The sequence below is a fragment of the Halomonas sp. MMSF_3323 genome (genome assembly GCF_030733595.1).
GTDB lineage: Bacteria > Pseudomonadota > Gammaproteobacteria > Pseudomonadales > Halomonadaceae > Halomonas > Halomonas litopenaei.
Window position 1 is genome coordinate 15,171 of the sequence record NZ_JASHIT010000041.1, and the last position, 23,156, is coordinate 38,326.

General features: G+C 64.9%; 25 protein-coding genes and 3 tRNA genes. 3 read left to right on the top strand and 25 right to left on the bottom strand.

Going from position 1 to position 23,156, the window contains the following annotated elements; all coding sequences use genetic code 11:
* Nucleotides 1–6 precede the first annotated feature (6 nt).
* The 25 genes from RBB39_RS18395 to RBB39_RS18515 form a co-directional block, all read right to left on the bottom strand.
* Complete coding sequence (locus RBB39_RS18395) at nucleotides 7–705, bottom strand: TIGR03759 family integrating conjugative element protein (protein ID WP_162197847.1); 699 nt, start codon at nucleotides 703–705, stop codon at nucleotides 7–9.
* Between the two features lie 70 nt (nucleotides 706–775).
* On the bottom strand, nucleotides 776–1,528 hold the full coding sequence (locus tag RBB39_RS18400) for a hypothetical protein (protein ID WP_045994688.1): 753 nt from the start codon (nucleotides 1,526–1,528) through the stop codon (nucleotides 776–778).
* Nucleotides 1,521–2,162: a PilL N-terminal domain-containing protein gene (locus tag RBB39_RS18405; RefSeq protein ID WP_045994687.1), complete on the bottom strand. Its 642-nt coding sequence runs from the start codon at nucleotides 2,160–2,162 to the stop codon at nucleotides 1,521–1,523. The genes RBB39_RS18400 and RBB39_RS18405 overlap by 8 nt, the downstream gene beginning before the upstream one ends.
* 141 nt (nucleotides 2,163–2,303) lie before the next feature.
* Nucleotides 2,304–2,840: a hypothetical protein gene (locus RBB39_RS18410; protein ID WP_045994686.1), complete on the bottom strand. Its 537-nt coding sequence runs from the start codon at nucleotides 2,838–2,840 to the stop codon at nucleotides 2,304–2,306.
* 91 nt (nucleotides 2,841–2,931) lie between these two features.
* A complete protein-coding gene (locus RBB39_RS18415) occupies nucleotides 2,932–3,465 on the bottom strand; it encodes an STY4534 family ICE replication protein (RefSeq protein ID WP_045994685.1) in 534 nt (177 codons plus the stop codon).
* Between the two features lie 105 nt (nucleotides 3,466–3,570).
* Entirely contained in the window at nucleotides 3,571–3,846 is a 276-nt protein-coding gene (locus RBB39_RS18420) for a hypothetical protein (protein WP_045994684.1), read from the bottom strand.
* Between the two features lie 811 nt (nucleotides 3,847–4,657).
* Nucleotides 4,658–6,550: a DNA topoisomerase III gene (locus tag RBB39_RS18425; RefSeq protein WP_045994683.1), complete on the bottom strand. Its 1,893-nt coding sequence runs from the start codon at nucleotides 6,548–6,550 to the stop codon at nucleotides 4,658–4,660.
* Nucleotides 6,551–6,652: 102 nt separating this feature from the next.
* Entirely contained in the window at nucleotides 6,653–6,877 is a 225-nt protein-coding gene (locus tag RBB39_RS18430) for a hypothetical protein (protein WP_306169256.1), read from the bottom strand.
* Between the two features lie 47 nt (nucleotides 6,878–6,924).
* Nucleotides 6,925–7,356, bottom strand: a complete 432-nt coding sequence (locus RBB39_RS18435) for a single-stranded DNA-binding protein (protein ID WP_045994681.1) — start codon at nucleotides 7,354–7,356, stop codon at nucleotides 6,925–6,927.
* A gap of 18 nt (nucleotides 7,357–7,374) precedes the next feature.
* Entirely contained in the window at nucleotides 7,375–7,830 is a 456-nt protein-coding gene (locus RBB39_RS18440; protein ID WP_083970629.1) for a DUF3158 family protein, read from the bottom strand.
* A gap of 284 nt (nucleotides 7,831–8,114) precedes the next feature.
* The gene (locus RBB39_RS18445; RefSeq protein ID WP_045994679.1) at nucleotides 8,115–8,864 is read right to left on the bottom strand and encodes a PFL_4669 family integrating conjugative element protein; all 750 of its coding nucleotides are present in this window, start codon (nucleotides 8,862–8,864) and stop codon (nucleotides 8,115–8,117) included.
* A gap of 82 nt (nucleotides 8,865–8,946) precedes the next feature.
* Nucleotides 8,947–10,305 carry an STY4528 family pathogenicity island replication protein gene (locus RBB39_RS18450; protein WP_045994678.1) on the bottom strand — a complete coding sequence of 453 codons (1,359 nt, stop codon included), beginning with the start codon at nucleotides 10,303–10,305 and terminating at the stop codon, nucleotides 8,947–8,949.
* On the bottom strand, nucleotides 10,305–10,907 hold the full coding sequence (locus tag RBB39_RS18455) for a DUF2857 domain-containing protein (protein WP_023004696.1): 603 nt from the start codon (nucleotides 10,905–10,907) through the stop codon (nucleotides 10,305–10,307). Before RBB39_RS18455 ends, RBB39_RS18450 begins: the two co-directional genes overlap by 1 nt.
* A complete protein-coding gene (locus RBB39_RS18460; RefSeq protein WP_045994677.1) occupies nucleotides 10,904–12,808 on the bottom strand; it encodes a ParB family protein in 1,905 nt (634 codons plus the stop codon). Before RBB39_RS18460 ends, RBB39_RS18455 begins: the two co-directional genes overlap by 4 nt.
* A gap of 75 nt (nucleotides 12,809–12,883) precedes the next feature.
* Entirely contained in the window at nucleotides 12,884–13,120 is a 237-nt protein-coding gene (locus tag RBB39_RS18465) for a hypothetical protein (RefSeq protein ID WP_045994676.1), read from the bottom strand.
* Complete coding sequence (locus RBB39_RS18470; protein ID WP_253028365.1) at nucleotides 13,113–13,493, bottom strand: hypothetical protein; 381 nt, start codon at nucleotides 13,491–13,493, stop codon at nucleotides 13,113–13,115. Before RBB39_RS18470 ends, RBB39_RS18465 begins: the two co-directional genes overlap by 8 nt.
* A complete protein-coding gene (dnaB, locus tag RBB39_RS18475) occupies nucleotides 13,490–14,893 on the bottom strand; it encodes a replicative DNA helicase (RefSeq protein ID WP_045994675.1) in 1,404 nt (467 codons plus the stop codon). Before dnaB ends, RBB39_RS18470 begins: the two co-directional genes overlap by 4 nt.
* Nucleotides 14,880–15,746: a ParA family protein gene (locus tag RBB39_RS18480; protein WP_045994674.1), complete on the bottom strand. Its 867-nt coding sequence runs from the start codon at nucleotides 15,744–15,746 to the stop codon at nucleotides 14,880–14,882. Before RBB39_RS18480 ends, dnaB begins: the two co-directional genes overlap by 14 nt.
* A 138-nt stretch (nucleotides 15,747–15,884) precedes the next feature.
* Nucleotides 15,885–15,960, bottom strand: a tRNA-Thr gene (locus RBB39_RS18485).
* 72 nt (nucleotides 15,961–16,032) lie between these two features.
* A tRNA-Gln gene (locus RBB39_RS18490) sits at nucleotides 16,033–16,107 on the bottom strand.
* Between the two features lie 7 nt (nucleotides 16,108–16,114).
* A tRNA-Phe gene (locus tag RBB39_RS18495) sits at nucleotides 16,115–16,190 on the bottom strand.
* Nucleotides 16,191–16,285: 95 nt separating this feature from the next.
* Nucleotides 16,286–16,558 carry an oxidative damage protection protein gene (locus RBB39_RS18500; protein ID WP_045994673.1) on the bottom strand — a complete coding sequence of 91 codons (273 nt, stop codon included), beginning with the start codon at nucleotides 16,556–16,558 and terminating at the stop codon, nucleotides 16,286–16,288.
* Nucleotides 16,559–16,722: 164 nt separating this feature from the next.
* Nucleotides 16,723–17,802 (bottom strand): A/G-specific adenine glycosylase, encoded by a 1,080-nt coding sequence (gene mutY, locus RBB39_RS18505; protein ID WP_306169257.1) that lies wholly within the window; start codon nucleotides 17,800–17,802, stop codon nucleotides 16,723–16,725.
* 154 nt (nucleotides 17,803–17,956) lie between these two features.
* Nucleotides 17,957–20,317, bottom strand: coding sequence for an AsmA family protein (locus tag RBB39_RS18510; protein ID WP_222568444.1), 2,361 nt, complete (start codon nucleotides 20,315–20,317; stop codon nucleotides 17,957–17,959).
* Nucleotides 20,314–20,763 (bottom strand): acetyl-CoA sensor PanZ family protein, encoded by a 450-nt coding sequence (locus tag RBB39_RS18515; RefSeq protein WP_045994670.1) that lies wholly within the window; start codon nucleotides 20,761–20,763, stop codon nucleotides 20,314–20,316. The genes RBB39_RS18510 and RBB39_RS18515 overlap by 4 nt, the downstream gene beginning before the upstream one ends.
* 173 nt (nucleotides 20,764–20,936) lie before the next feature.
* Between RBB39_RS18515 and hisB the strand changes: the two genes are divergently transcribed.
* From hisB to hisA, 3 genes are all read left to right on the top strand, one after another.
* Nucleotides 20,937–21,530, top strand: coding sequence for an imidazoleglycerol-phosphate dehydratase HisB (gene hisB, locus RBB39_RS18520; protein WP_045994669.1), 594 nt, complete (start codon nucleotides 20,937–20,939; stop codon nucleotides 21,528–21,530).
* Nucleotides 21,531–21,630: 100 nt separating this feature from the next.
* The gene (gene hisH, locus RBB39_RS18525) at nucleotides 21,631–22,272 is read left to right on the top strand and encodes an imidazole glycerol phosphate synthase subunit HisH (protein ID WP_045994668.1); all 642 of its coding nucleotides are present in this window, start codon (nucleotides 21,631–21,633) and stop codon (nucleotides 22,270–22,272) included.
* A 134-nt stretch (nucleotides 22,273–22,406) separates the two neighbouring features.
* Nucleotides 22,407–23,147 (top strand): 1-(5-phosphoribosyl)-5-[(5-phosphoribosylamino)methylideneamino]imidazole-4-carboxamide isomerase, encoded by a 741-nt coding sequence (gene hisA / locus RBB39_RS18530; protein ID WP_108131090.1) that lies wholly within the window; start codon nucleotides 22,407–22,409, stop codon nucleotides 23,145–23,147.
* Nucleotides 23,148–23,156: the final 9 nt, after the last annotated feature.

A 23,156-nucleotide genomic window follows, 5' to 3' on the forward strand; every position in this document is an offset into this window, starting at 1 on the left:
TCGCCCTCATCTCGGGTAGACCTGAGGCAGCGACCCCACGGCGATGCCACGCTCGGGGTCCGACTGGCCGTGATTCAGGGTAATGTCTCGTGCGCGCACGCGGTCGGCCGGCACCCCCACACGTCGCGCCCAGTCACGTATCACCGAATCGTCTCCGTCACTGTCGAGCACGAAGATGTCCATCTGGGTGCCCTGGGCCAACAGCTCGCGGACGGTGCTGTCACAACGCTCGCAGCCGTTCACTGCCACGTGCACCGTCAAGCGCGCCTGCAGCGCGCCCTCGTCGGTGAAATTGAAGGCATTGCGTGGCCTAAGCGTGAACTCATCCACCGGCATCTCGTTGGGGTAGAGGCGCTGCCAGGCCGCGTCATAGGCCCGCTGGAACGCCAGCTCACGCTCGGTGCGGGCGCGCTCCACCTCCACCAGCAATTCAGCATAGCGGCGACGCTCCTCGGCGGTGCGCGCCTCGACGCCAAGGGCGGTGATCGGGTCGAGGTTGGGCGACCAGATCCCTCGTGGCCCCTCCATCAGGGACTCATAGCGCTCCCAGTCGCGCTCGGTCAGTTGCCAGGCCTCGGCCTGCTCGGTGCGCGTGCGGGTGCGCTCGCTCTCGAGCCGCTGCAGGGCCTCATGCATTACGTCAGAGGCGTCAGAGCGGCTCTCCGGGGTGGGCTGGGCATTGGCCAGGGTTCCCAGCAGCGTCATGGCAAGGGCCATTGTCACAACCGGCAGGACAGCAGGTTTCGAGGTGATCATCGCGAGATCTCCGGTGGCATCAGGGAATCTGGACGTCGACCGAACGGCCGTTGCGACTGAAGACGGCATGGGTGCCACGAATCGCCGTCAGTTCCCAGCCATCCTGGCGATCCCCGACACCCAGCAGATGGACGTCACGCAGGCTCGACAGGCCGTTGGGAGAAACACCCACGTAGGGACGACCACCACGAGACTCGGCGCCGGTGACCTGAAACCGGGGAGACGGCGGGGCCACCGGCCGCCGCGTCTGGCGGGCAGGAGCCGGACGTGGCGCCGTCTGCCGGCTCTGCTCGAGGCGCTCCTCCAGCGCCAGGATCTGCTCGTTCTGAGCGGTGACGCGCAGGTTGAGCCCGCTATCCAGGCGGTTAAGGTCCTCCGCCAGCCCGGCCATGCGTGGCTCAAGCTGCTCCAGCTGCGCTTGCGTGGCCGTGATGCCGGAAGCACTTTCCTGCACGCGCTGCTCGGCCCGTTCGAGACGCTGATCCAGCTTCGTCAGGCGCTGCTCCAGCGCCGCCTGCTGTGATTCCACTCGGGCAAGCGTCTCCTCCAGGGGCATCACGGCCTGCTGCACCTGGGACTGCACCAGGGACTCCATCGGCACCTCCTCGGGCACCGGCCTCAACAGCAGCGCCCCTGACACCACGGCGCCGGCCAGGCTGACCGCCAGCAGGCCGTAGAGGGCCTTCCTGCCGCCCTTCCCTGCCCCGCGCTTGCGGCGATGCTGCGGCTCTGCCTGCTTCTGGTCGGGCGACAGCTCGGTGGGCTCACGCATCGCTCACCTCCGCCACCGCTGCAGCGCTCTCGTCACGGCTGTTGTCGTGGTCAGGCACATAGCGAATATCTCGCACCTGGTAGCAGACCTCTCTTGCCACCGGGTCGACCTCCAGCTCCCAGGCATCTCCGCCCAGCACCTGCAGGGCTTCGCGGAGCGGCATGGGCCCCAGCCGGTAGTGGGCTGCCGGCAGCGGCTTGCGGTATAGGGTGCGCTGGGCGGGACCGGGTGCGGGGCAGAGCGAATAGCCGGTATGGCGCAGGGTGTGATGCAGCGCGTCCTCCACTGTGGTGATCATGGATGCCGGAATGCGCACATCGATGGTCTGCTCCAGGAGGTAGCGCTGACCCAGCGAGGCCTGAGTGGCCACCAACTGGTAACGCCCAGTGCGAATCACCTCGACGGAGGGCAACTCGTCGCTGTAGATGTCCGGGGTCACGGCCTCGGTCGTCGGCGGATTGGGGCCGGTGACCACGGCCCGATGCCGCTCGCCGTCTACGTCGAAGTACGGCAGCGAGAGCACCAGAGGGTCGGCATTCGAGGGCTCGGGAGTCTGTTGAGACTGATGAGCACAACCCGCCAGCAGCGTGGTGGCGATCAGCGCAGCGGTCGAGAGGGTGGGAAGGTTGAGCATGAGTTGCCTCAAGGGAGTCCATTCAATGGTGTTGAGGCAGGAGGTTCTCGGGTTTGCGGGGGCGGGTCGATTGGAAAGCGTAATCAGGCGGGGAAAGGAAAAACGCCCCGGGGTGGGGCGTTCTTCGCGGGTTGGGCATCGTCAGTGCCTTGGCATGACGCTGAGCGCCTCGAGCTCTCGGCGCACATAGGGTCGATAGTAGTGGTCCAAAGCCAGCTGCAGCCGCAGGCCTGCTGCCTGCTCGCGAAGCCAGCGCGCTGCGCTGACGTTGTCTGCCAAGGTAATCTCCTCCCTGGCCCGCTGCTCCAGTGCCTGCTCGCGCTCGCGTAGCGCAGACGCTTCCTGAACGGTGGGCGGCATGAGCCACGCGAAGGCACCCGCCGTAAAGCGTGCTGCTGCCACAAGGCGCCCATACCGGTCTCGCACCTCGGCATGAGACAGCATGACCTCCGGGCCGATATGCGCCAGAAGGTCGGGCTCTGCATGAACGATCTCGGTGACCGTCGCAAAGCTGCCAGCGTCGATAACCGTCGTCACCTCGAACCAGGGATCCGAGGGCTCGGTGTCGTCATACTCCCAGCGCGTGCCGTGTACCGTGAGACGAAACTGCTCGCGCAGCACCGCCTCCCGAATCAGCGCACCTTCGACCGCATAGGGGTTGGGGACAAAGTGTTCCATCATGGTTCTCCCGTTCATGGCAACGCCGGGGAGAACCTTCCCAGCTGGGAGGCGTTTCCCCGGCTGGGTGGTTGAATGGAAACGCTGTGGATCAGTGCATGGCCGGCGAATCGAAGGAGCCGGCCGCTTCTCCCGCGTGGGCAGCGGCGTAGCCATTGCCGGCTTCAGACGGCTCCGCTGAGGCAGCGGATCTGTCGTTGCCGGCACCCTGCTCGTCGCGGCGGTGCGCCTGGTAAACCATCTCGCCGTTTACCTTGATCCAGCTGATGAACAGCAGGCGCGCCTTGAGACTGACGCCGGTCTGGCCGGCCTTGTCCCCCTTGGAGTAGACGAAGGTGTCTGTCCAGAGGTCGCCCAGCTTGAAGCCCACCAGCACCTTGCGGCCCTGGTACACCGCCTGACGGCAGCGTTTGACGAGCGCTTCGGCATCGCGGCCGCTGATCCGGCAGTCGAAGCGGGTGTAGCCCACATCGTCTGCGGGGCCATTCAGGGCCGCGATATCGCAGGCCCAGAACGCGTCTCCGCGCTTCGGCTTCACCTCACGGATTCGATTGAGGTAGCCAAGGCCGGTGATATGCAGGTCGAAGAAGCCAGTATTGGCACTCGGGTGAGTGGTGACCGTCATAGCGTGTCTCCTCGGTGGGTTGCAGTTTGCACCCGGGAGACACTCGCCCCCTGCGGGAAGTCGAGTGGTTTCCCGGGTGGGCAAAGGGTGGATTCAGACGCTGGCTCAGCCCATCAGCACGCAGTGGTGCCGAGCGCCCGCCAGGTGGGTGTGGCAGCAGTCGCAGGATGATGTCGAGAATGCTTCGTCGTGCTCGCTATCGCCGACGACGAGGGTGTTCCCGTCACGCTGCACTGCGTAGATGGACTCACGCACCTCCCTTTCGCGGGCGGCAGCGCTCTCCTCATCCAGGAAGTGATCCAGCCCGGTAGCATCGTCATTGGCGATGATCATCAGGCAGTCCTCACAGACCATGACATGGTCGTCGACAATCGTGGCCATGGGGCATTCCTCCAGGTTCCAGGGGGTCCGCCCCCTGGGGAGGCATCTCCCCGAATGGGTGGTAACAGTGGCATCCAGCCCTGATGGGCGGCCTCGTCTCGGGATGCGCGAGGCCTTGGGAGGCGGCATACCGCCAAGCGGCGCACCCTTGAAACGCCTGGGTGCCTGGGGTGTCTCGGTTGGAGCCGGTCGAGACCACCGGGCCGCCAGCGGCGGCACTTGCCCACTGGGAGGCTGCTCACTCCTTCGGCAGCGTCTCCTCGATATCCCCACTCGCAAGACGCGGCACGCCACGTCTTGGGATTGAAGACCATAGAGGGCATCAACAGGGTCGTCGCCGTATCGACAAGTACCAGGATGTCCGCCATGCAATTGGAGCCAAGGCATGTCCCCGTTGCCATGCTTCGCTCACGGTGGCACCCGAATCTCTTCGCGGACGCATTCGGTCGATCAAGCACAGATCCCTGTACAAAGGGCTCCCGTTGGTGATGCGGCGGGCTCCGCAGAAGGGCAGGCGTTTCCAGTCCGGAAACGTCAACCGGCCTGCCGGCTACCCTGGGTCAAGGTAGCCGGCAGGCCGGTCGTCGTATGAGACAGGTGGCCAACCAACCAAGCTGGCCTGGGACTAATGAACCTCGAACCCCGACTGTTGATGATGCAGTGTGAGCCGTATAGGCGGGATGGGGCGTATTCGTCTCGCGAGGTGCGAATACTTTGGGGGATTGAGCGTTGGCGCTCAAAGGGCGTTGCGTGATGACCGTCAGCAACCAACGGGGTACGGCTCTCATTATTGAGCCTACCCCTCCTAGGGTCAAGATGATGGCGCCTTGCGCCGGCTGCCGGCATCTTTTCCTGGCGTCTTGCTCTTCGACTGAGGCATCGTCACCGTGGACTCCCGCGCATGCTGCACCAGCTTCTCCACCATGCCGGCCTGACGTGCCATAAAGTCATGCAGTTCCAGCCGCCCTGCCGCAACATCATCCAACGCCTGCTCCCAGAGCGCTGTCATGCCGGGATTGGTGATGACAGAAGGAAGCACATCGATTAGCTGCTGGCCGGTCGGCGTCGAGACCAGGGCGCGCTTCTGCCGCTTGATGAAGCCCCGCTTCAGCAGCGTCTCGATGATGCCGGCCCGGGTTGCTTCGGTACCGATCCTGGCCGTCTCCTTGAGGCGAGCCTTCAGGCGCTCGTCTGTCACGAACCGGGCGGCATGCTTCATGGCGGCGATCAGGGTGCCCTCGGTGAAGGGCTTGGGGGGTGTCGTTTGTTTGGCCAGCACTTCAAGCTGCTTAGCCTGGCAGGATTCGCCCTCGCTTAGCGGCGGTAGCGGAGTCGCTTCCCACTCCTCCTCGTCGCCCTCTCCAGCCGCCGCCCGGGGAAAGAGTGCGCGCCACCCTTCCTCACGCACCTGCCGCCCTGAGGCCACGAACGCTTCGCCCTCCAGGTCTACCCGCACTTCGGTCTGGTCATACTCGTGGGCTGGCAGAAACTGGGCCAGGTAGTGGCGACGAATCAGGTCGTAGACGTTGCGCTCGTCATCGCTCAACTTGGCCAGGTCGCAGGTCGCGGTCGGGATGATGCCGTGGTGTGCGGTAATCTTGCTGTCGTTCCAGACACGGCTCTTGCGGCTCGTGTCCAGGCGCTGGCGAAGCGGTGACAGCGCCTCATCCGAGTGCAGCAGCATCGTCACGATGCGCTCGGCATCATCGCACTGCGACTCCGGCAGATACCGGCAGTCAGTGCGGGGGTAGCTGGTCGCCTTGTGGACTTCGTAGAGCGCCTGGGCGATGTCCAGTACCTGCTGGGCACCATAACCAAAGCGGCGCGATGCCTCCTGCTGCAGCGATGAGAGATCCATCACCAGTGGCGCCGCCTCTTTCTTACGGCTCGTCTCGAGGTGGCTGACACGCCCCTGCTGCCCGGTGATTCGCTGAGCCAGCGACCGAGCGGCTTCCTCGCTGATACAGCGCCCAGCGGCATCCTGGATCGAGGCATCACCCGGCCGCCACTTCGCCTGGAAGGTACCACTCGACGCCTGCAGATGCGCCACGACTTCCCAGAAGGGCTGGGGGACGAAGTTGGCAATCTCCCTGTCGCGATCCACGACCAGCCGCAGCGCGGGGGTCTGCACACGTCCCACTGAGAGCACCCCCTGATGCCCCTGTCGCTGGGCCAGCACCGTGTAGGCCCGGGTCAGATTCATCCCGACCAGCCAATCGGCCCGGCTACGCCCAAGCCCAGCCAGGTATAGCGGGTAGGTCGCCTCGCCGGGCCTGATGCCGGCCAGCGCCTTGCGGATCGAGGCGTCGTCCAGGGCCGAGAGCCACAGGCGGGTGACCCTCCCCCGATAGCCGCAGTAATCCAGCAGCTCACGGGCGATGGCTTCCCCTTCCCGGTCGGCGTCGGTAGCCACCACCACCTCGGTCGCCTGACCCAGCAGTTTCTTCACCACCCCGAACTGCTTGCGGCCGCTCTTCTTGATCTCCATCTTCCAGGTCGAAGGCAGAATCGGCAGCATCTCCAGCGACCAGCGCTTGAGCGCCGGGTCGTACTGCTCCGGCGGGGCCTGTTCGAGCAGGTGGCCGAACCCCCAGGTCACCACACACCCCTCGCCCTTCAGGAAGCCCTCACTGCGCTGGCCGGCACCGATCACGCGGGCAATATCTCGGGCCTGCGAAGGCTTCTCGCACAGGAATAGACGCATTGACACACCTCCCTCATAAGCGTGGAGGGCAGCATGGCAAGGCAGTGGGAGGGAGCGAAGCAAGAATGGGAACGACAGCGAAACGGCTTTGCACCGTCGTCTTTATGGGTTGGCCATCAGCTCGGCAACGTCCATCACGTCGCCCAGGAGAAACAGCATCTGGGTGCCGGACGAGCCGGCGCCTCTGGCAATGGGCTGGGGTGGCGCATGGCCGCGAAGATCGCGGCCATACCGAAGGGCATCCTTGAACTCGGTCACACGAACGCCCAGCAGCTGCGCCGCGTGGCCAATGCCGATCCGCTCTTTTCTCAGCGCTGGCGATGTCACCGAGAGCCCTCCTGTCTGCGCTAACGGAGCGCCATGCGGAAACGCTACTAGGCGTAGCCTTCCTGGCTGGCTCCCGGGCCGCTGGCATACTGCTCAGCCGGCTGCTGATGGCTATGGGGTGTATCCATGATTACCTGACCCACCCGGTGAGGCAAGATAGCGACCCGGTCCGCCTGCACCTTGAACGCCGTTCGCGTCTCGCCGTTCTGCTCCCAGCTGTCCTGGACCATCTTTCCTACCACCACTACCCGCATGCCCCGCTGGTACAGTCGCGACCAGCGCTCGGCGTCCCGGTGCCACCACTCCACATCGGCCCAGAAGCCTCCCCGGTCCACGACCTCTCCATCCTTGGGGACCAGGTTATCGAACCGCACATTGAGCCTGAGCAGCGTGCGGGGCGGCTGGTTGTCACGCACGGGGAAGGTCCGCACCTCCGGATCGCTGCCGATATTTCCCTCACCGTAGAAGCGTGTGCCCATGGGTCTCCTCCTTGGTCGTTATCGCTGAAATGAGACGGCATGCTCGATATCGGCCAGCGCCTTGCCGATTCGCTTGATCGACCAGTTGATCGTGGCCGCCTTGGCATTGAACACGCAGCGCTGCACCTCGAGATCGATGACGGGCTGCCGCATCGCCTCGGATATGTCGTCGCGAGACAGGAACGTTTCCAGCAGCCACAGCCCCATGCTCCTCTGCCTGTTATCGCGCCACTGCAGCGTTCTGGCAGGAACGCCTGATTTACCCCATGGGGTCAGCCAGAGGTCGGTCGACTTCAGCAACCCCCCATTCGCCTGCGAGGCTATATCGATCGCCTCTTGCCGCGCCGCCCTTGCCGACTCCTCCAACTCATCGCGGAGCCGAATCAGCTCCCCCTTACCCTTAAAGGGTTTTAAAAAACCCTTTGCGTAGCTGTTGAATGCGTCGTTGCCATAGCTATTCGATGCGGTATCCAAGCTGCCCCCTCATGCACTTGCCGTGATTCCACTGGAATCACCTCGAAGACCTCCTCGGCACCGCCGATCAAGTGATTCCACTGGAATCACCTCGAAGACCTCTTCAGCACCGCCGCCCAGGTGATTCCACTGGAATCACCCCCGGAGCCCCCTCCGGCACCGCCGTCCAAGTGATGCCACTGGCATCACACCAGAGGCCTCCTCGGCACCACAGCCCAGGTGATTCCACTGGAATCACCCTCGGAGCTCTCTCCGGCACCGCCGATCAAGTGATTCCAGTGGAATCACGTCGAGGGAGCGTCTCCTGGCTCCCCAGCGGAAGGCGGTGAGTCTCCTTTCGACTCGCCGTCGCTGCCGGCCCTTCCGGCCTCGGCCGGCTTGGCAATTGGCGGAGCAAACTCGCTGCGCCGCTTGCCGGAGAGCACATCGTCAGGGAGTGCGCCGAACTTCTCGATGGCGTCTCGAGCCTTGGCATTGTTGGCGGCAAAGTCGTCCCGGGTGGCACCGCTGAAGCCGGGGTACTTCTGGGTGCTCGCGCACAGGCTGCGCAGGAGGTGACCACCCACCCGGACGTATTCCTCCATCTGACGCCGGCCAATCAGGGCGATATGGTGAGCAAGCATGACGCGCCTGACGAAGCGGTCGAAGTCGATCAGCAGGCGCAGAGCGAGCCAGCCGTGTTGGCCGCCCGTATAGACGGGAATCTTGAGGGGCTGCTGGTTGAGATTCTCTTCCACGTCCAGCTCTGGCGGCAGCTGAGCCAGCAGGTTATCCAGCTCATGGAGACGCTGGTCCAGCTGAGTTCGCGTTTCGGCGAGCTTGGCATCCAGCTGAAGCAGCCAGTGATCCGCGTAGGGGTCATCCTTGGCGGCGTTCTGTTTGATCGCGCCGCAGATCAGCAGAAACTGCCGCATGCCGATAATCTGCGGACGCCCTGTCTCGACGCCTCGCCCCTTCCAGACCCGTGCTGCGTGATGGGTGTGTAGCGTCAGCTCGATCTTGCTGCGCAGTGCTCCCAGGCGATCAACGGCCATATCGCGTTGCCCTCATGCTGATGTGTGTCCGCGGTACGGCAGGCACTGTCAATCAGTTGATGCGGGGAAGACAGGGGAATCGTTAATGGCCGCTGAGTGGGTTTTTCCCGGCCGATGGCCACAACCCCAGCGAGCGCAGACACTGCTCTCGGGCGGCTTGGGCTTCCTCGGGCGAGGTGGTGCTCGGCTCGGCAATCGACGGCTCCGCTGTACGGGTGGGGGACGGCGGCACGCTTCGAGCTGCCGGCTGCTCGGCGGCAGCGGAAGACCCCTGTGGCGCCCTCCCCACCCGGCGCTTCGCCTGAGCCTGGGCATAGCCGGTCGCCACGAACTCGCCGCCGATGGCTCGCTTGATCAGCCCTCGCAGGAAGCCCTTGGGGTTTCGCACCGAGCCACCGCTCACGCGCCCTGCCGCCTCGTCGAGAATCGCCTGCTGGGTGTCGCCGGCCAGCTCAGCCATCAGCAGCTGAGTCGCCTGGCGTTCGCTCTCATCCATCGAGAGACATGCCGGCCAGTGCAGGTTCACGGCTGAAGTACCTGTAGGTTTTACACAGTGTGAAGTACGTACTGTACGGGAAGAACTGCCCGAGTTTTCATCGAAAACTGCCTCGACAGCCCGGTAAGCCTTTGACTCCAGACTTGGTTCTCTCTGAAAACCAGGGGAGTTCTCTCGGCACACTCGGCCGGGTTCTCGCTGAGAACTCGGCTGCCTGCCCTGGTTCTTCTGGTCAGTCACGGTAGAGAACTGGGCAGCGTCATGCCTGTCAGGCGACCGGCGCTGGGCCTGCCTGGGCCGAGAGGCCATGGTATCGAGACGCGTCGGCAGCTCATGCAGGGCTCCCGCCTCCTGGAGCTCCTCGAGCACCATGGCAGCAACGGCCTTGACCACCTTGTTCTGGTGATCCAGGCAGCGACACACATACTCCACGTAGTCGGCATCCAGCACCGAAGCTTCCGCGGGCGAGAGCGGCTCGTCGTGCAGGATATAGACGTTGCCGATAATGCGGCCGTTCTGCTCGTTGCGCGCCCGGTGCCCGAGGCTGACCCAGCGGGTCAGGCGAAGCACAGCGATAACGCGGGCGACCGTGGCCCTCGATGCCTTCTGGCCCGGCGCCCCCCGCAGCAAGGGCTGCAGCTCGTCATAGGTCGGCACCGCCGTGGTTCGGTCCGGATTGACCAGCATCCGCATCATCTGCCAGCCAAGCTTGTCGACGTGCCCGAGGCGAGGATCCAGCAGCAGAGACCGCGGCACGGTCTCATGGGGGTTCCCGAAGAACAGCAGTCCATCGAGGCCCGAGGATGCGGCTTCTCCAGACTGCGCAACCTCACCGTTCACAACGGAGGACGCCGGGGACTCGCCCCGGCGCTGGGTCATCTCGGAAGCCGCCTGGCCAATCAGGCGATCCAGCCTCTTCCGAGTGGCATCGCGAAGCTGCACCATCACCGCTCTCCTTCAGGTGACGCCCACTCTTCGGCCGGCGGCGCCGTGCGCGGCTGGCCGGGGTCGACCCACTGCTTGACCAGGTGCCACACCACCGCCAGCGGGATATCGGTCTCCTCGGCGAGGGTCACCATACCCTGCAGGTCATCGGTCGCCTTGGGGTCCAGGGCGATATGCTGCCAGCGCTCCCAGGCATCGTGCTCAGCCTGCTCCGACGGCATCGCCAGCCGCCCCTGGCGCGGCGCGATGCCCAACAGCTGACGGCGCGTCGAGCAGTCGTTGCCGGTCAGGCCGAAGAACGCTCCCATCATGCTGACGCTGGCCCCCAGCCTCAGGCAGCGGTCGATCAGAGTCTCACGGTCCTGGTCACGATCGATGCGCGCCAGGACGCCGCGCAGTGCGGCGTGATCCACCGAGAAGCGCGCTACCACCGGCCCTGCGCAGGCCAGCGAGTCGATATCGCTCGCTCTCAGCCGCCGCAGGGTCCGCAGCTCATCCTCACTGAAGCCGAGGGCCAGCGCACGGCGCATATTGCCCTCACGAAGAAACCCCATGACCTGGCTGAGCAGCGCCTGATTCAGGTTGGCGGATGAAGAGCTCATGACTGGGCCTCCTGTTGTCCCTGCAGGTGTTCACGAAGGCGGCGAATCAGCCGCACCAGACGGAAGAAACGAAGCAGTACCGCATCGTCCCAGGCGCTCTCAGCGCCCTCTTCCCGATGGGTGCCCAGCAGCGCTCCCCACAGGGTGGCATCGGCGGGGTACTCGGGATTGAGCTCGCCGCGCAGGCTGGCCAGCGCCTGCCAGGCGAAGCGTGCACGGCGGTCGGCCGACTCGGGCAGCGGGTTTAGGTCGAAACCGATGCCGTCGTCATCGGCGATCACCACATCGCTGCCGCCGAAGCCGCCCCAGCGGGCGATGACCTGCACCAGTTCCCGGATACGAATATGCAGTGAGCGAGGCTCATCCTCGACGCCTTCGATAAACCAGACGTCGGCAATGGGCGGGGTGGTCTCGCCGGAGAGCACCGGTACCGCCAGGGGGGCCAGCTGCTCGAAGTCGAAGCTGGGCACGCCGAGCTCGCTGGCCAGATGGTGACGGTAGCCGCGCTTCCCCGGAGTCTCTTCCCAGCGGGACTGGGTCAGCCCCTCGAGGCGGGCAGCCCGCTCGGCCTCCGTCCGCGCAGCACCCTCTGGCCAGTCACACGCCTCCTCTGCGGGTGCCACCATGGGCCCTGAGTCAGCCTCCGATGCCGGCTCGCTGAGTACCGGCGCCATGGGAGACGGTGACTCGCTCTGCTGCTGCTTTTCGCGCTCCAGCGCGGCAACCTGCTCACGCAGCCGGATCAGCTCGGCGCTCTCTGCTCTCTCATCGTCGGTAGGCGCATCTCTGCTGAGGGTGCGAGGCGATGGCAGCTGCTCGGCCTGGGAGTCGGATTGAGGCTGAGATTGAGGCTCACGGCCAGGATCAGAAACGGGCCCCTTCGCCACCGGCGCGCCGCCCGTGGCGGGCTCGGGCAGCGGCGGATAGAGCGAGGGCGGCTGGGCGTTGGGGTCGCGCATCTGCTGCAGCTCTACATCCAGGGCTTCAAAAGCCTGATGCTCTTCCAGGTCCCAGCGGCGCTTGCGGTAGGTGACGATGTTATCGAGGGTCAGCTCGCAGACGTTGAAGTGCACCCCTGTGTGGTCCGCCAGCATGCCGCACAGCCGGTCCACCACCATGCTCCAGTTCATCTCGGTCTGGCCCTCGTCATCGAACCAGGCCATGGTCTGGTGCCACGCCTCGCCAAAGCCCTCGAGCGTGACCTCCTCGGTACAGCGCTCCCAGAGCAGTCGGCAGGCTTCCCGGTAGCTGATCAGCTTCTCGACCTGTGGCCGCCCCAGGCCGCTGTAAAGGCTGTTGGGCAGGGTGGGCAGCAGATGCTCGACGGTATAGAGCATCTTGCTGATATGGCTCTGGGCGACCTGGTAGCCGTCCTCGGCCAGACGCTTGACCAGCTCGCGCTGCGAGAGCGTGTTGCCGCTCTCCTCTTCATACATCGCCTTGGCGTCCACCACGCCCTTGGCACGCTCGATCCAGAGCAGCTGGCCGCGGTTGTCGTTCTCGCTGAGGTGCCCGGTCAGCATCTTCACTTCCGACTGCCAGGGTCGGTACAGGGCATAGAAGGCGTGGAAGCGCGACTCGCCGGTCTCTTCATAGAGCTCGCGCAGGATTTGCAGGCGGGTATTGCCACCGTCGCAGATGGTGTAGTGCTGCTCCCCCGGCCGCTGGGTGACAGGGGGCTTGTGCTTGAGGCCCGCGGCACGGATCGACGCCTTGATCTCCTCGTACTTGGGGTTCTGAACCTGCCGGGGGTTGTGCTCGTAGGGCTTGAGCATGTCCAGGGTGACCCAGACGGCCATCTCCTGATCGGGCGGGGTCACGGCATCCACGGGCTGCCCCTGACGCTTGGGGCCGGGCTGCATCAGGCGCTCGCGAAGCTGCTGGTCGGTCGGGCGTTTCATCGGCGGTATTCCTCGGTGACGAAGCGGGCAGAGAGGGCGCCGGCTAACGGCGCCTGGGTGCTGATGACAGTGGCATCACTCGTCATGGCGGCCCCTCTGCTGCCCCTCCGCCCGGCGCAGCTGCGAGCGTGCATTGAGCTCGGCACGGCGGTCCTTGGTGGTGAAGGAGGTGAAAACCGGCGCACAGCCGGGCTTGCTGAACCTCAGGTGCCCACCGCTCGTACGCTGCACCTCCCACCCCCGGGTGGCGGCATAGCGCAGCAGGCGCTGCATCCCCTTGCACCCTCGTGCTGCCGACAGCGACTTACTCATCGTTGCCCTCCTCGATCTCCCAGAAGCGTTTCAGCAAGGCATCACCGCCCTCGATGAAGGTGTGGATCTCGTGGCCGCTATAGGTGGCCATCTGGATCACCGCGAGGGCGCCCTCCTGCAAGTCAGGGTCGAGCCCGCGAAGCCGCTGCATCTCAAAGGGCCAGCGGTAACCGTTGTAGAGCCCGAGCAGGAGGCGGCGCAGGTGGTGGGACTGGCCGCTGTGGCCCTCGGCCACGCGGATCAGATGCTCAAGGGCTGGGAGCCCTTCCTTCTCAGCCTCAAGCTGACGCTGGCGGGTTTCGTTCATGACCTGAGCCAGAGCCTGTGAAAGTCGGGAACGGGGTTCGGGTGTGTGCACGCGATACTGGCTCATGGGGTCACCTCCTGATGCTGCCAGGCCAACGGCTTGAAGCGCGCCGACTCCCCCTGAAACGCCAGGTGCACGGTGCCGGTGGGCCCGTTGCGCTGCTTGCCCAGGATCAGCTCGGCCAGGCCGTGGCTCTCTTCGTTGTCGGGGTGATAGACCTCGTCGCGGTAGATGAAGGCAATGACGTCGGCATCCTGTTCCAGCGCGCCGCTGTCGCGCAGATCGGCCATGCAGGGGCGCTTGTTGGGGCGGGTCTCCAGGGAGCGGTTGAGCTGCGACAGCGCAATCACCGGAGTGCGCAGCTCCTTGGCGGTTTCCTTGAGGATGCGGCTGACCTTGCCCACCTCGAGGGTACGATTCTCGCTGCCCGGCTCCTGAAGCAGCTGCAGATAGTCCACCAGGATCATGGAGGGGCGCCCGAAGCGCCGCGTCATGCGACGAGCGCGGGCCTTCAGGCTGGAAGCGGTGATGCCCGAGGCATCATCGATCAAGAGCTTCCCGTCCAGCTGGGTGAGCCGATTAACCGCGGCGGTTACCTTGGGCCAGTCCTCATCTTCCATCTTTCCGGTGCGCAGCTTCTGCAGGGAGACATTGCCCAGGCTGGCGATCAGCCGCAGCATCAGCTGCGACTCGGGCATCTCCAGGGAGAAGATGAACACCGGACCGGCAGCCTCCTCTGCCATCAGGGCATGCTCCGCAAAGCCGAGCCCCATGGCGGTCTTGCCCATGGAGGGGCGGCCGGCCAGGATGATGAGATCCCCCGGCTGCCAGCCCGCGGTCATGGCGTCCAGCTCGCTCAGGCCGCTCGGGATCCCCGTCACCCCACCCTGCGCATTGAAGGCCTGATCGATGACGTTGATGGCCTCCCCCAGCATCTCCTTCATGGAGCTCAGCCGCTCATGGCGTTCCTCCGTCAGGGCGAAGAGCTTCTGCTCGGCCTCCTCGATCAGCTCGGCGGCTGTGCGGCCCTGAGCATTCAGTGCCTGCTGGTTCAGCGTGAAGCAGGTGTGGATCAGCTGACGCAGCGCATGGCGGTCCTTCACGATCTCGGCATAGGCCGCCACATTGGCCGCGCTGGGCGTATTACGGGCCAGCTCTGCCAGAAAGGCGAGCCCCCCCACCTGATCCAGCTGGTGGGCTTCCTCCAGTGCTTCGGAGACCGTCACCACGTCCATCGGCTGGTCGCGCTCGGCCAGCCCCTGGATCGCCTGGAACACCAGACGATGAGCCTGCTGATAGAACATGGCAGGGGCCAGGCGGTCGGCGACCTCGTCCCACATGGCGTTATCCAGCAAAAGACCGCCCAGCACCGACTGCTCCGCCTCCAGGCTGTGCGGAGGCAGATAGCCGGCTTCCGGGCGCTCTTCTGCCACCCGGAGTTCGACCAGATTCTCAATGGCACTCATCGTGGCAGCCTCCCTGCATAGCGGTGGTGCTAACCATGGCGTCGATCAGCGGCTGCCAGTCGGGGTTGAGCTCACGGGCCATCGCCTTGACCTGGTCGGCAGCAGAAAGTGACTTGCGGCCGGCGGGCTTGCGCGGCTCGAACTGGTGAGCCGGCAGGCCGGCGCTGGCCGCCTGTCGGAAGGCGACACCAGCGCGGATGGTGCTCTGCATGACGGTGACGCCTTGCTCACCGGCGGCGAACATTTCTGCCAGGGTCTGGTGGATGCCCCGCGCATCGGCGGTTTCATCCAGGCGATTCACGAGTACGGAAACGGGGGGAACGGAGAGGTGGGTGAACTGGCTGAGCGCTTCAAGATCGCGCAGCAGGCCAACGGTGCCGCGCACGAACTCGCGGGCGGAGAGCAACTCGGGGGTGATGGGAGAGAGAGCGTGATCGGAGGCGAGAACCGCCATCTCCAGGGTGATGGAGCGTGCGCCCTGGGTGTCGATCAGGATGAGGTCATAACCCGACAGGTTGGAGAGCAGCTGAGCTAGCCGGAAGCGGCCATCCGGGGCGTTGAGCAGCAGCTGAGGGAGCTGGCCGGCGTGATCGTTGGAGATCACCACATCCAGGTTGGGATGGGCCGTCTGCGATATGACGCGATCGGGCGCCGTGTCGCTGAGCGCGATCAGCTCGTAGGTGCCGCCGGGGGCTTCGGTACGAAGGGGGTAGTAGCTGGAGAGCGTCGGCTGGCTGTCCAGGTCGATGAACAGGACCTTGAGGCCCGCATCGGCCAGGAGGCCGCCCAGATTGGCAGTGACGGTGGTCTTGCCGACCCCGCCCTTGGTCGAAATAACAGATACAACGCGCATAACCTCACCTCGGTTCCAGATGGAAACAAGTGTGAGGCTGATGATCTGTCTCTATTTCACGAAGCTGTCAGGACTACTGACACGCCAGGTGGGGATTCCACTCTTGCTCGTAAGTAGCTGATTTTGCACTGCTTTAGATGGTGCCGGCACCAGGAGTCGAACCCGGGACCTACTGATTACAAGTCAGTTGCTCTACCAACTGAGCTATGCCGGCTCGGGCCGACCGGAAGGTCGCTTGCTGCTCTGGTGTTACGCCTTGGGCGTCTCACCCGAAACGGGGTTGGCGTGGCTGGGGTAGCAGGATTCGAACCTGCGCATGCCGATACCAAAAACCGGTGCCTTACCACTTGGCGATACCCCAGCAGAGTTGGTGGCCAGAGACGGAATCGAACCGCCGACACGGGGATTTTCAATCCCCTGCTCTACCAACTGAGCTATCTGGCCCCTTGCCAACGCGACGTATTAAACCAATTCCTCCGTTTTCCGTCAACCCCTTTTCTTTCAAAATGATGGCGAGCGCTTTTCAAGGCGTCGCAAGGCTAGGCGTCACGCGGAACATAGCCCTCGGCGCGGTCGGTCTCTTCATTGTCGAAGAAGCGTTCCATCTGCTCCATCAGGTACTCGCGGTTAGCCGGGTCCATCATGTTCAGATGCTTCTCGTTGATCAGACGGGTCTGCAGCGCCTGCCATTCTTCCCAGGCCTGGCGTGACACGCTCGCCTGGATTTCCTGCCCCTTCTTGCCCGGCAGCGGGGGGAAGGGCAAGGCGTCGAGCTCCTTCTGGTACTTGCGGCAAAACACGGTCTGACTCATGGCGGTCTCCTTTCTATGGTACGGCCTGCTGGCTACGGTGTGGCCTGCTGGCACGAGGATAGCAGTGTGCCCCGCCCAGACTTAAGCGTTCTGTTGCTGCAGAGCCGTGGCGCTCGTCCCAGGCTCCCTGTGCGCCAAGATCAGCGCGGGGGGCAGCACCGACGTCAACGCGACGGTGGCTGGCTCAAGGCAAAGGGAGCAAGTGAGGCGAGCAGCTTCTTTACCGGTGCGGCAAGTCCCACCGACTCCGGCGCCAGGGGGTCGTACCACAGCCGCCCCTCGGCGACGCCATCGACTCGCCCGCCACGTGCCGGCACCGGCGTGATTTCCAGGCGAAAGTGACTGAACACATGGACGAAGCTCGACCAAGGCTCGTCTCGCTCGGCTCCTGGCGCGTGGGTATCGAGCCAGGCATCGATCTTGGCGTCGCTGTCGAACTGGGGAAGCCCCCACAGCCCGCCCCACAGCCCCTGGGAAGGCCGCTGCTCCAGCAGGATGCGCCCGGCCTCGTCGCTCAGCACCAGCATGCGGGTATGGCGCAAGGGGATCGCTTTCTTCGGCTTGGACTCCGGGAAGCGCTTTTGCTCCCCTCGGGCGCGGGCCACACAGACATCGGCGAACGGGCAGCGCTCGCAGTCCGGCTGGCCACGGCGGCACAGTGTCGCCCCAAGGTCCATCATGCCCTGGGTGAAATCCACCACTCGCTGTTCCGGCGTGTAGTGCTCGGCCAGGTGCCAGAGCTCGCGTTCCACCGCTGGCCGGCCGGGCCAGCCTTCCAGCGCGTGCAGGCGCGTCAGTACGCGCTTGACGTTGCCATCCAGAATGACGGCTCGCCTACCGGTGCTCTGGGCGATGATCGCCCCGGCGGTCGAGCGGCCAATACCTGGCAGCGCGGCCATGGCATCGAGGCTGTCGGTGGGAAACTCGCCTGCATGCTGTTCCACCACGACTCGGGCCGCCTTGTGCAGATTCCGGCCTCTGGCGTAGTAGCCCAACCCGGTCCACAGATGAAGGACCTCATCCTGGCTGGCCTCGGCGAGGGCCTTCACATCAGGAAAGCGCTGCATGAACCGCTCAAAATAGGGAATGACGGTAGCAACCTGGGTCTGCTGCAGCATGATTTCCGAGACCCACACCCGGTAGGCAGTACGATCATGCTGCCAGGGAAGATCGTGGCGACCGTGCACATCGAACCAGTCGAGCAGGCGCCGCGAAAACACCTCTGTACTGAGCAGCGGCGACACTCGACCGCTATCCTTGTCGCCTTTCGCCCGACTGTCAGGGCCAGAGACTTCTGATAAATATTTCATAAAACCAATTAGTTATCATCACTCAAAAGTCAGACACGAAAAAAAGCGCCGACACGGAGGTCGGCGCAGTGACTGGCTTGCTTGATGCTCAATTAAATAGACCACGGACGGCGTCACGAAGTTCCTTGCCCGCCTCTTCTCCGATGCGTTCGTCGAGACGTTCGAGCTCCTTGCCCAGCCGCTCCTCGACTTCCTCGTTGACGCGGGAGCGGGCCTCTTCGGCGACCAGCTCGCCCAGATTGGCCTTGAAGGCGTCGGCGTCAAAGCCGCACCACTGGCTGCTGTCACCCTCCAGGCTGCCTTCGCAGCGCACCGGGAAGGGCACCTTTTCGAGACGCCGATTGACGCTGCAGGCGGCATCGGCGGTGTCGACAAAGCGCGCCGCCCCGTCGGCATCGAAACGCTGGCTGCCCAGATCGAGCTGGCCACCACCACTGACCTCGATACCCGGCAGGGTGATCAGCAGGTCGTCGTTCTGGGCGACGCCGTCACGGATGGTGAAGCGCGCGCTGATGTTCTCGAAGCGGGTGTTCTCGCTCCACTCGCGGGTGGTCTGCTCGCCTTCGAGGCGCGCCACGGCGGTACACAGCTGACGCGAAATATTGGCGCGGGGAATGCTGCCCTCGTTGATCCGCGTGTCCAGGGTGCCGTTGAGGTTACGGGTCAGCTCATGGCGAGCGTTGCCGCGGGTGGTCAGTTCACCACTGGCATGCAGCGAGCCGCTGAGCGGGGCGGGCTCCTGCCCAAGCGATGTCAGCAATGACTCCAGACGCACGCCCTCGACCTCCGGCGCCAGCTGCCAGGCGAGGTCATCGCCGCTGGCGTCTATCACCCCGGTGGCCTTAAGCCGACCTTCATGGAAGCCCGCTTCGAAGCCGGTCAGACGATGCCTGCCACCCTCGCCCTGCATGCTCAAGGACACATCCTGGTAGCGCTGGCCGCCCAGGATCAGCTGACCCAGCGCCAGCGATACGCTCTCGTCCAGCCCGGCCAGAAAGCTTTTCGGCAGGATCGCCGGTGCGCCGTCCTGGTCCTGGGCCAGCGCCGACGCGATACCGGGAATGCCGTTGGCGGCGGTGTCCTGCTCGGGCGGCGGCAGATAGCTGTCGGCGTCGAGGCGGTCGCCTTCCAGATCGAGATCGACCCGGGTGCCATCGAAGCGTGCGCCGAGGGAACCGGAGAAGGTGTTGTCATCGAGCACCAGCGTCAGGCCATTGAGCGAGAGCTGCTCGAGGGTGCCTTCCACCGGACTGGTCAGCGCCACTTCCGACAGCGCCTCGTCGCTGGACATGCTGGGCATGGCGTCCATGCGCGCAAGCCAGGCACGCAGCGACAACGGTGCCAGACGCACCTGGCCGTCATAGCGTGGCGCCGAATTCAGCTCTTTCAGGTTGAGATTCCCCTTGATCGACAGACCTTCGGGGCCGCTCAAGGCGATATCGCGCAGCTGAGCGGTACCGGCGCCGAAGTCCGACTCCAGCTGGAACGAAAGCGTCATGGCCACACGCTTCTCGCCTAACTGGGGTGCCAGCAGGCTGGCGTCCAGTTGACTCGGCGCCATGTGCAGACGCTGCTCGCCAAGGTTCAGCACCACCTCGTCGCTGGTCAGGGTCGCCTCCTGGGGTTCCGAGGCACCGGCCAGCAGAGTACTGGTCTCCAGCGTCACGTCGCTGAGCACGTGGCGGCTGTCGGCGAGACCCAGATTGACGTCGCTCTCCAGGGTGACATCGCTTTGCAGGCCAGGGGTGCGCTCTTCCGTTGTTTCGCCCTCACCGCCGCCATCGAGCTGGTCGAACACCTTCAGCTGGAAGGTGGAGCTGAGCGGAAAGGCGGTATCCGGATTGACGTTGCTACCGTTGATGGTGAGCTTCTCGGCCTGCCACTCGCGGCCGGCCTGATGATCGACCAGGCTCAGATGGCCCTTGGTCACCTCGACGCTGGCGATGTTCAGGGCCACCGACAGACCGCCTTCATCATCCGGGTTGGGGCCTGCGCTGGCCGGCGCCAGCGCCTTTTCGGCGTCATCGGCCCTGTTTTCGAGGCGTTCGAGCAGCGCCTCCCAATTGCCGGTGCCATCACTGTCGCGCTCGAGATTCAGCGACAGTCCATCCAGGGTCAGGCCATCGATGGCGATTTCGCCGCGCAACAGCGGTGTGAACGCCAGGCTGACCGAGGCCTCGGAGAAGGCAGCAAAGGCCTGGGCGTCATCCGCCTGATCCGGCAGGCGCGCTTCGGCCTCGGCCACGCTGACACCAATGCGCGGATAGAAGGACCACTCCAATGGGCCTTCCAGCGACAGTTCGAGCCCGGTGTGCTCCTTCACCACGGACACCAGCCTCGGCTTCATGTCCTCGGGGTTGAAGAAGGTGGTGACGTAGACCACCGCGCCCACCGTGACCAGGGCGAGGACGCCGACGACCGCCAGCAGGGTTCTTACGAGTCGTTTCATTTGCCACTTTCTCCGGTGGGCAGATCGAGTTGGAAATCATCGCCGCTTCGCGTCAGTTGATAGCCCAGACGCTTTAGCAGCATCTGGTCGGCCAGGGTCAGCTGCGAACCGGCCACGCTCAGCGCCACGCCGTCACGGTTGGCGGCAGCGCTGATCAGCGCCAGCAGGCGCGAGCCCACGCCGCGCCGGCGAGTGGTCTTGCGAACACAGAGGTCGAACATGCGCCAGCGCCCGTCACCAGGACTGACGGCGACGGCGCCGAGCAGGCGATCATTGAAGCGCGCCGCCCAGAAGAAGCCATGTTCAAGCTGGCGGGTCACGTAGGCTCCCGGCGGGAGCTTGATGCGCTCCTCCGGCGCATCGGCATAAATGCGGGTCAGATCGATCCGCACCTGTTCATCGGCGTCCCAGACATCCTGGTCGACGCGAAAGAGGGTCACCGGCATACGCTGTCTCCCTTGGCCGGAGGGCGGCGACGGCCGCCACTGGAATGGCTGCATTGTAGCGGATGGGGGTGCCGATTCACTATAATGGCTGTCTTGTGCGCCTAGCACCGCGACCGGCCCACCTTAGAAACAAGGCCCCCAATTCCGACATGCGCGTGAGCGCAGGAGACGACATGTCCGAGCGTATTGCCACGGTCAGCCGTGACACCAAGGAAACCCAGATCAGCGTCACCCTCAACCTCGACGGCGAGGGCAACCTCAAGGGTGAAAGCGGGGTTCCCTTCCTCGACCATATGCTCGACCAGGTGGCCCGCCACGGCATGGTCGACCTGGACATCAGCGTCAACGGCGATTTGCACATCGACGACCACCACACCGTCGAGGACCTCGGCATCACCCTGGGACAGGCGTTTAACCAGGCCATCGGCGACAAGCGCGGCATCTATCGCTACGGCCACGCCTATGTGCCGCTGGACGAGGCACTGTCCCGGGTGGTCATCGACTTCTCCGGCCGTGCCGGCCTGTCCATGAACGTCGAGTTCACCCGCGCCACCATCGGGCGTTTCGACACCCAGCTTTTCTGGGAGTTCTTTCAGGGCTTCGTCAATCACGCCCAGGTCACGCTGCATATCGACAACCTGAAGGGCTTCAATGCCCACCATCAGGCGGAAACCATCTTCAAGGCCTTCGGCCGCGCCCTGCGCATGGCCGCCGCCGAGGACCCCCGCATGGCCGGCAAGCTGCCCTCCACCAAGGGTAGCCTCTAACGCCGCCGGCTGCGGTCCAACAGCAACAAGACGACAAGACACCAAGCGAGGCGGTCGCCGGCAGCGGCGCCCCTCCGGGCCAACCACCAAGGAGCGCTTCATGACCATTGCCGTCATCGACTACGGAATGGGCAACCTCCATTCCGTCGCCAAGGCACTGGAACACGTCACCCACGAGAACGTGCTGGTGACCCGCGACGCTCGCTCGATCCAGGGCGCGACCCGTGTCGTGCTACCGGGACAGGGCGCCATCCGCGACTGCATGGGCGAACTGGAGCGTACCGAGCTCAGCGGCCTGGTTCGCGAGCTGCTGGCCAGCCAGTCCAAGCCGCTGCTGGGCATCTGTGTGGGTCAGCAGATGCTGATGGACCACAGCGACGAGAACGGCGGCATCGACTGCCTGGGCCACCTCGCCGGTCAGGTGAAGCGGTTTCCGCTGGACATGCAGGACAGTGACGGCGCTCGCCTGAAGGTCCCGCACATGGGCTGGAACCTGGTGGCGCAGCCCAACGCCCACCCGCTGTGGGAGGGTATCGAGCCCGGCTCGCACTTCTACTTTGTGCATAGCTACTATGTGGCCGCCGAGCATGACGCCGAGGTCTTCGGCACCACCGACTACGGCAGCGTCAGCGCCCATGTGGCGGTGGGTCGTGACGCCACCTTTGCGGTGCAGTTCCACCCGGAAAAGAGCGCTCGCGCCGGCCTCAGGCTGCTCGAGAACTTTGTCCAGTGGAACCCCTGACCCAGACCTGAGCGCCGGCTGGGCAGGCGCTCGCTTGCCCTGGCCGCCGCCCGACATCTGCATCGGCACGGCCTACGCCCTGCCTGCATCGATCACACTGGCACGCCCCTGAAAAGGCACCCCGAGGACACAACATGCTGGTAATTCCCGCCATCGATCTCAAGGACGGACAGTGCGTTCGTCTCAAGCAAGGCCGCATGGACGAGGCCACCACCTATGGCGACGACCCCGTCGCCATGGCCGCTCGCTGGGTCGAGGCCGGCGCGCGGCGCCTGCATCTGGTCGACCTCAACGGCGCCTTCGAGGGGCGTCCGGTCAACGGCGAGGCGGTGACCGCCATTGCCCGCCAGTACCCCGACCTGCCGATCCAGATCGGTGGCGGCATTCGCAGCGCCGAGACCATCGAGCACTACCTCAAGGCCGGCGTCTCCCAGGTGATCATCGGCACCAAGGCGGTCAAGGAGCCTGACTTCGTGACCGAAATGTGTCGCGCCTTCCCCGGCCATATCATCGTCGGCCTCGACGCCCATGATGGCCGCGTGGCCACCGACGGCTGGGCCGAGGTGTCCGAGGTGATGGCGGTGGATCTGGCCAAGCGCTTTGCCGACGACGGCGTCTCCAGCATCGTCTACACCGATATCGCTCGCGACGGCATGATGAACGGCGTCAACGTCGAGGCCACGGCAGCCCTGGCCCGGGACGGTGGCATTCCGGTCATCGCCTCCGGCGGCGTGACCAACCTCGATGACCTGCGCGCCCTGGTGGCGGCTGGCGAGCCGGGCATTCTCGGCGCCATCACCGGACGCGCCATCTACGAAGGCAGCCTGGACGTCGCCGAAGGGCAGCGCCTGTGCGACGAACTGACCCAAGGCTGAGGAGGCTCC

Coding starts and splice junctions, on each gene's coding strand:
- RBB39_RS18435 (WP_045994681.1), bottom strand. CDS start 7,356: ATGGGCACACGCTTCTACGGTGAGGGAAATATCGGCAGCGATCCGGAG.
- hisB (WP_045994669.1), top strand. CDS start 20,937: ATGTCCGAGCGTATTGCCACGGTCAGCCGTGACACCAAGGAAACCCAG.
- hisH (WP_045994668.1), top strand. CDS start 21,631: ATGACCATTGCCGTCATCGACTACGGAATGGGCAACCTCCATTCCGTC.
- RBB39_RS18400 (WP_045994688.1), bottom strand. CDS start 1,528: ATGCGTGAGCCCACCGAGCTGTCGCCCGACCAGAAGCAGGCAGAGCCG.
- RBB39_RS18405 (WP_045994687.1), bottom strand. CDS start 2,162: ATGCTCAACCTTCCCACCCTCTCGACCGCTGCGCTGATCGCCACCACG.
- RBB39_RS18500 (WP_045994673.1), bottom strand. CDS start 16,558: ATGAGTCAGACCGTGTTTTGCCGCAAGTACCAGAAGGAGCTCGACGCC.
- RBB39_RS18470 (WP_253028365.1), bottom strand. CDS start 13,493: ATGAGCCAGTATCGCGTGCACACACCCGAACCCCGTTCCCGACTTTCA.
- RBB39_RS18415 (WP_045994685.1), bottom strand. CDS start 3,465: ATGACGGTCACCACTCACCCGAGTGCCAATACTGGCTTCTTCGACCTG.
- RBB39_RS18445 (WP_045994679.1), bottom strand. CDS start 8,864: ATGGCCGTTGATCGCCTGGGAGCACTGCGCAGCAAGATCGAGCTGACG.
- RBB39_RS18450 (WP_045994678.1), bottom strand. CDS start 10,305: ATGGTGCAGCTTCGCGATGCCACTCGGAAGAGGCTGGATCGCCTGATT.
- RBB39_RS18455 (WP_023004696.1), bottom strand. CDS start 10,907: ATGAGCTCTTCATCCGCCAACCTGAATCAGGCGCTGCTCAGCCAGGTC.
- RBB39_RS18395 (WP_162197847.1), bottom strand. CDS start 705: ATGACGCTGCTGGGAACCCTGGCCAATGCCCAGCCCACCCCGGAGAGC.
- RBB39_RS18465 (WP_045994676.1), bottom strand. CDS start 13,120: ATGAGTAAGTCGCTGTCGGCAGCACGAGGGTGCAAGGGGATGCAGCGC.
- RBB39_RS18410 (WP_045994686.1), bottom strand. CDS start 2,840: ATGGAACACTTTGTCCCCAACCCCTATGCGGTCGAAGGTGCGCTGATT.
- RBB39_RS18460 (WP_045994677.1), bottom strand. CDS start 12,808: ATGAAACGCCCGACCGACCAGCAGCTTCGCGAGCGCCTGATGCAGCCC.
- RBB39_RS18510 (WP_222568444.1), bottom strand. CDS start 20,317: ATGAAACGACTCGTAAGAACCCTGCTGGCGGTCGTCGGCGTCCTCGCC.
- RBB39_RS18420 (WP_045994684.1), bottom strand. CDS start 3,846: ATGGCCACGATTGTCGACGACCATGTCATGGTCTGTGAGGACTGCCTG.
- RBB39_RS18480 (WP_045994674.1), bottom strand. CDS start 15,746: ATGCGCGTTGTATCTGTTATTTCGACCAAGGGCGGGGTCGGCAAGACC.
- RBB39_RS18515 (WP_045994670.1), bottom strand. CDS start 20,763: ATGCCGGTGACCCTCTTTCGCGTCGACCAGGATGTCTGGGACGCCGAT.
- hisA (WP_108131090.1), top strand. CDS start 22,407: ATGCTGGTAATTCCCGCCATCGATCTCAAGGACGGACAGTGCGTTCGT.
- RBB39_RS18425 (WP_045994683.1), bottom strand. CDS start 6,550: ATGCGTCTATTCCTGTGCGAGAAGCCTTCGCAGGCCCGAGATATTGCC.
- dnaB (WP_045994675.1), bottom strand. CDS start 14,893: ATGAGTGCCATTGAGAATCTGGTCGAACTCCGGGTGGCAGAAGAGCGC.